The organism is Rhizobacter sp. P3_B12 (assembly GCF_056402895.1).
Window position 1 is genome coordinate 1 of sequence record NZ_JBFUGN010000350.1, and the last position, 5,708, is coordinate 5,708.

General features: G+C 68.7%; 6 protein-coding genes. 2 read left to right on the forward strand and 4 right to left on the reverse strand.

The annotated features are described in order from the left end of the window. The 4 genes from AC1D01_RS18120 to rpsB form a co-directional block, all read right to left on the reverse strand. On the reverse strand, positions 1-227 hold a 227-nt coding region (locus AC1D01_RS18120; RefSeq protein ID WP_477868668.1), incomplete at its 3' end, for a ribosome-recycling factor. 18 nt (positions 228-245) lie between these two features. Next, entirely contained in the window at positions 246-956 is a 711-nt protein-coding gene (gene pyrH, locus AC1D01_RS18125; protein ID WP_047589795.1) for a UMP kinase, read from the reverse strand. A gap of 95 nt (positions 957-1,051) precedes the next feature. Next, on the reverse strand, positions 1,052-1,969 hold the full coding sequence (gene tsf / locus AC1D01_RS18130) for a translation elongation factor Ts (RefSeq protein ID WP_477868670.1): 918 nt from the start codon (positions 1,967-1,969) through the stop codon (positions 1,052-1,054). 122 nt (positions 1,970-2,091) lie between these two features. Beyond that, positions 2,092-2,838 carry a 30S ribosomal protein S2 gene (rpsB, locus tag AC1D01_RS18135; RefSeq protein WP_477868672.1) on the reverse strand — a complete coding sequence of 249 codons (747 nt, stop codon included), beginning with the start codon at positions 2,836-2,838 and terminating at the stop codon, positions 2,092-2,094. A 201-nt stretch (positions 2,839-3,039) separates the two neighbouring features. Here rpsB and AC1D01_RS18140 point away from each other — a divergent pair, with 201 nt between their 5' ends. Both AC1D01_RS18140 and AC1D01_RS18145 read left to right on the forward strand, forming a co-directional pair. Continuing rightward, positions 3,040-4,392: an amidase gene (locus AC1D01_RS18140; RefSeq protein ID WP_477868674.1), complete on the forward strand. Its 1,353-nt coding sequence runs from the start codon at positions 3,040-3,042 to the stop codon at positions 4,390-4,392. Next, positions 4,392-5,708, forward strand: a 1,317-nt coding sequence (locus tag AC1D01_RS18145; protein ID WP_477868676.1) for an FAD-dependent oxidoreductase, incomplete at its 3' end; no start/stop codon positions are given. The genes AC1D01_RS18140 and AC1D01_RS18145, both read left to right, overlap by 1 nt.

Sequence of the window (5,708 nt, forward strand, 5' to 3'; positions counted from 1 at the left end):
CCCATGCCCTTTTCCCAGGGCTGCACGGTGATCGTGCGGGCGTCCAGCAGAGTCACGTTGGCGACCTGGCTGATCGGCAGCATGGAGCCGTAGTAGTCGACCTGCACCTGGTCGAGCAGGCCCGGGTGGGCCCGGCCGGTGCGGATCTTCTGCAGGTCACCCTTGAACGATTCGATCGTCCGGCCCATCTTCTGCTCGGCCGTCTTCTTGATGTCGGCGATGCTCATGTCGGTTTCCTCACACGCTCACACGTGGACGAGGGTGCCCTCGTCCTCACCCATCACCACCCGCTTCAGGGCACCTGCCTTGAAGATGCTGAACACCTTGATCGGCAGCTTCTGGTCGCGGCACAGCGCGAAGGCCGTGGCGTCCAGCACCTGCAGGTTGCGGGTGATGGCTTCATCGAAACTGATCTGACTGTAGCGCGTCGCGGTCGGGTCCTTCTTGGGGTCGGCACTGTAGACGCCGTCGACCTTGGTCGCCTTCAGCACGATCTCGGCGCCCATCTCCGCGCCGCGCAGCGCAGCAGCGGTGTCGGTCGTGAAGAACGGGTTGCCGGTGCCGGCCGCGAAGATCACGACCTTGCCTTCCTCGAGGTACTGCAGCGCCTTCGGCCGCACGTAGGGCTCGACGACCTGCTCGATGCTGATGGCCGACATCACGCGGGCGGTCATGCCCTCCTGGCGCATCGTGTCGGCCAGCGCCAGCGAGTTCATCACGGTGGCGAGCATGCCCATGTAATCGGCGGTCGCGCGGTCCATGCCGACCGAGCCGCCGGCCACGCCGCGGAAGATGTTGCCGCCGCCGATCACGACGGCGACCTCGCAGCCGAGCTGCGTCACCTCTTGCACCTCGCGCACCATGCGAACGATGGTGGCCCGGTTGATCCCGTAGGCATCGTCGCCCATCAGGGCTTCGCCCGAGAGCTTGAGCAGGATTCGCTTGTACGCCGGCATGCGGTTTTCTCCCCGAGTTGGTCAAGCCTTGCGGCGCCGAAGTCTAACCATCGCGACAGGACGCCTCGTGAGCGCCCCGCCGCATCTCTCTCGCTTCAGCCGCCCTTGGCGGCAGCGACCTGCGCGGCCACTTCGGCAGCGAAGTCGTCGACCTTCTTCTCGATGCCTTCGCCGACGACGTACAGCGTGAAGCCCTTGACCGACGTGTTCGCGCCCTTGAGCATCTGCTCGACGGTCTGCTTGTCGTTCTTGACGAAGGTCTGGTTCAGCAGGCTGACTTCCTTCAGGAACTTCTGCACCGAGCCTTCGATGCGCTTCGTGACGATCTCGGCCGACTGCACCGGCTTGCCGGCAGCCTCGGCGGCCTTCGCGTCTTCGGCAGCCTTGCCGGCGGCCACGGCGCGTTCCTTCTCGATCAGCTCGGCGGGCACTTCCGACGAGGCCAGCGACACCGGCTTCATCGCGGCGATGTGCATCGCGACGTCCTTGGCGGCGGTCTCGTCGCCTTCGAACTCGACCAGCACGCCGATGCGGGTGCCGTGCAGGTAGCTGGCCAGCTTGGCGCCTTCATAGCGCTTGAAGCGGCGGATCGTCATGTTCTCGCCGATCGTGCCGATCAGGCCCTTGCGGACGTCGTCGAGCGTCGGGCCGTAGCCGTCCTGCGCGTACGGCAGTGCCGACAGCGCGGCCAGGTCGGCCGGGTTCTTCTCGGCGGCCAGCTGCGAGCAGGCCTTCGCGAAGTTCAGGAACATGTCGTTCTTCGAGGTGAAGTCGGTCTCGCAGTTGACCTCGACCAGCGCGCCGGCGTTGCCGACCACCGCTGCCGTCACGACGCCTTCGGCCGTGATGCGCGACGCGGCCTTGCCGGCCTTGCTGCCCAGCTTGACGCGCAGCAGCTCTTCGGCCTTTTCCATGTCGCCGCCGGCTTCCGTCAGCGCCTTCTTGCACTCCATCATCGGCGCGTCGGTCTTCGCGCGCAGTTCGCCGACCATGCTTGCAGTGATTGCAGCCATCTTGAATCTCCGTGTGCTGGGCGCCCCGCCGGAGGCCGGGCGCCGAATGATCTCGGGTTGAAAAAAAGGGGCTGTGACAGCCCCTTGGTGCGCTCGCCTTTCAGCGGGCAGGGGCATCGGGATCAGGCGTTCTCGCTGACTTCCACGAATTCATCGCCCTCGGCCGAAACGGCTTGCACCACTTCGTTGCTCGCGTTGGCCTTGCCGTCGATGATGGCATCGGCCACCGCCTTGGCGTACAGCGCCACGGCCTTCGACGAGTCGTCGTTGCCCGGGATCACGTAGTCGATGCCTTCGGGCGAGTGGTTCGAGTCGACGATGCCGATCACCGGGATGCCGAGCTTCTTGGCTTCGGCGACGGCGATCTTGTGGTAGCCGACGTCGATCACGAACATCGCATCGGGCAGCGCGTTCATGTCCTGGATGCCGCCGATGTCCTTCTCGAGCTTGGCCAGGTCGCGCTGGAACATCAGCGCTTCCTTCTTGATGCGGATCTCGGTGCCGGCTTCGATCTGCGCCTGCATGTCCTTCAGCTTCTTCAGCGAGCCCTTGACCGTCTTGAAGTTGGTCATCATGCCGCCCAGCCAGCGCTGGTCGACGAAGGGCATGCCGGCGCGGCGGGCTTCCATCGCGATGACTTCGCGAGCCTGGCGCTTGGTGCCGATCATCAGGATGGTGCCGCGGCGTGCTGCCAGCTGGCGGATGAATTTCAACGCGTCGTTGAAGAGCGGCTGCGTCTTCTCGAGGTTGATGATGTGGATCTTGTTGCGATGGCCGTAGATGTACGGTGCCATCTTCGGGTTCCAGAAGCGGGTTTGGTGGCCGAAATGGACGCCGGCTTCCAGCATCTCACGCATGGTGATGGTCATGTGAACTCCAAAGGTTGGTTCTAGAATCCGTCTCGAATTGCAAGGTTTTGAGACCTCTGCAACACCTTTCAACAGCCGGATTCGCGATTTGTTTTCTGCTGCCCCTCTTCTTGCCAACCGCCCTCTTGACAACGAGCGGAAGTCACGCAGAAGTGCACTCAGATAAACCCGTAGAGTGTAGCACGGCCTCCTCCCCTCTCCATGCCTCTTGACCTCACCGCTGCCATCAGCGAGATCGTGCTGGGTCGCTCGACGGCCGTCGACGCGCTGGCGCGCAGCCAGGCCGCCGCCGACCTTCCCGTCAACCGGCACACCTTCATCCGCCGCTTCGCCGGCCCGCAGGCCGTCGCGGCCGGCCTCGATGCGCAGGCCGCCGCCGGACTGCCGCTGCCACCGCTCGCCGGCCTGGCCGTCAGCATCAAGGACCTGTTCGACGTGGCCGGCCATCCGACAAGCGGCGCGTCGCGCGCGCTGGCCGATGCGTCACCCGCGGCGATTGATTGCACGGCGGTGTCGCGGCTGCGCGCCGCCGGTGCCGCGCTGATCGGCCACACGAACCTGACCGAATTCGCGTTCTCCGGCATAGGCATCAACCCGCACCACGGCACGCCGCTGAATGCCGCCACCGCCTTGCTCGACACACAAGCGCGCATTCCCGGCGGCTCGACCTCGGGCGGCGCGACCTCGGTCGCCAGCGGTGCCGCCTGGGCCGCGCTCGGCTCCGACACCGGCGGCTCGATCCGCATCCCCGCCGCGCTGCAAGGCTTGGTCGGCTTCAAGAACACCGCCCGCCTGACGCCGCTCGACGGCGCGATCCCGCTGTCGACCTCGCTCGACACCGCCTGCGCGATCACCCGCTCGGTGCGCGATGCGGTGCTGCTGCACGAGTTGCTGTCGGCACGCCGCGTGACGCTGGCCCGACGCCCGGCCTCCGCGCTGACGCTGGCGGTGCCGGGCGGCGCCTTCCTCGACGGGCTGGACGCTGCAGTGGCCTCGGCCTTCGAGCGCAGCCTGGCCACGCTGCGCCGCGCGGGCGCCCGCCTGCACGAGATCACGCTGCCCGAGGTCGACGAGCTGGCGGCCATCAACGCCGCCGGCGGCCTTCCGGCGGCCGAGAGCTGGGCCTGGCACCGCACCTTGCTCGGCACACGCGGGGCCGACTACGACCCGCGCGTCGCGCTGCGCATCCGCCGCGGCGAGCGCATGAGCGCGGCCGACTACATCGCGCTGCTGCAGGCCCGCGCCGACTGGATCGCCCGCATGACGCCGCGCCTCGCGCCGTTCGACGCGCTGCTCAGCCCCACCGTGCCGATGGTCGCACCCCTCGTGTCGGACCTGGCCGGCGACGACGCCTTCTTCGCAACCAACGCGCGCCTGCTGCGCAACCCGTCGGTGGTCAACATGCTCGACGGCTGCGCGCTGTCGCTGCCCTGCCACCGTGCGGGCGAGATGCCGGTCGGGCTGATGGTGTGGAGCAGCGCGCTGCGCGACGACACTGTGCTCGACGTGTCGCTCGCGATCGAGCGCGCACTGTCCGACGCGGAGGCCGCCTGATGCGCGTCGCCGTGATCGGCGCCGGCATCGTCGGCGTCACGTCCGCGTACGAACTGGCCGCCGACGGCCACGACGTGACGGTGTTCGAACGCCGCGGCAGCGTGGCCGCGGAAACCAGCTTCGCGAACGCCGGCGTGATCGCGCCCGGCTACGTGACGCCGTGGGCCGCCCCGGGCATGCCGGGCAAGGTGCTGCGCCACCTGTTCAGCAAGCACTCGCCGGTGCGCGTGAACCCGACACTCGACCTGGCGACGCTCGGCTGGATGTGGCGCTGGTGGCGCGCCAGCAGCCTGCACAGCTTCCGCGCGAACCGCACGCGCATGCAGCGCCTCGCGCTGTTCAGCCGCGACCGCCTGCACAAGCTGACCGCCACGCTGCAGCTCGAGTACGAGCGCACCGACGGCTACCTGGTGCTGTGGCGCTCTGCGCGCGACGCGGCCCATGCGCAGGCCGGCATCGCGATGCTGCACGACCTGGGCATCCGCTTCGAGACGCTCGATGCGGCGCAATGCCGGCGCGTCGAACCGGGGCTGAACCCCGAGACGCCGCTGCACGGCGGCCTGTACCTGCCGAACGACGAGGTCGGCAACTGCCGCCAGTTCGCCGGGCTGATGCGCGCCGAGGCGCAGCGCCTGGGGGCGCGCTTCAACTTCCACTCCACCGTCAGCCGCATCGAGCCCGGGCTGCGGCCGCAGCTCACGCACCTGCAGCTGTCGGCCGACGAATCGACGCTCGCGACGCCGAGCAGCGACAGCGGCCGCCGCAGCGCGCCACCGGCGATCGCCGAGCCGCAGACGCAGACCTTCGACGCGATCGTCGTCTGCGCCGCGATGGGCGCGCCGGAGTTGCTGACGCCGCACGGGCTGCGCCTGCCGCTCGCGCCGGTCTACGGCTACTCGGTGACGGCGCCGCTGCGCCACCACGAGGCGCACCCCGATGTCGGCCCGCGCTCGGCACTGATGGACGAGCGCTACAAGGTCGCCGTGAGCCGCATGGGCTCGCGCGTGCGGGTGGCCGGCAGCGCCGAGCTGGGCGGCTCGCCGCAGGCGATGAACAAGGGCTCGCTCGACACCTTGTACAAGGTGCTGAACGACTGGTTCCCGGGCGCGGCGCGCATGAGCCAGGCGCAGCGCTGGAAAGGCGCGCGGCCGATGCTGCCGGACGGCCCGCCGGTGCTGGGCGCGAGCGGGCTCGCCGGCATCTGGCTGAACCTCGGCCACGGCTCCAGCGGCTGGGCGCTCGCCTGCGGCTCGGCCCGCGTGCTCGCCGACCAGCTCGCGCAGCGCGCACCGGCAATCGACATCGACGGCCTGGGC

What these genes read in the sequence shown, in the direction of transcription:
- rpsB (WP_477868672.1), bottom strand. Translation starts at nt 2,838, where the DNA reads ATGACCATCACCATGCGTGAGATGCTGGAAGCCGGCGTCCATTTCGGC.
- pyrH (WP_047589795.1), bottom strand. Translation starts at nt 956, where the DNA reads ATGCCGGCGTACAAGCGAATCCTGCTCAAGCTCTCGGGCGAAGCCCTG.
- AC1D01_RS18140 (WP_477868674.1), top strand. Translation starts at nt 3,040, where the DNA reads ATGCCTCTTGACCTCACCGCTGCCATCAGCGAGATCGTGCTGGGTCGC.
- tsf (WP_477868670.1), bottom strand. Translation starts at nt 1,969, where the DNA reads ATGGCTGCAATCACTGCAAGCATGGTCGGCGAACTGCGCGCGAAGACC.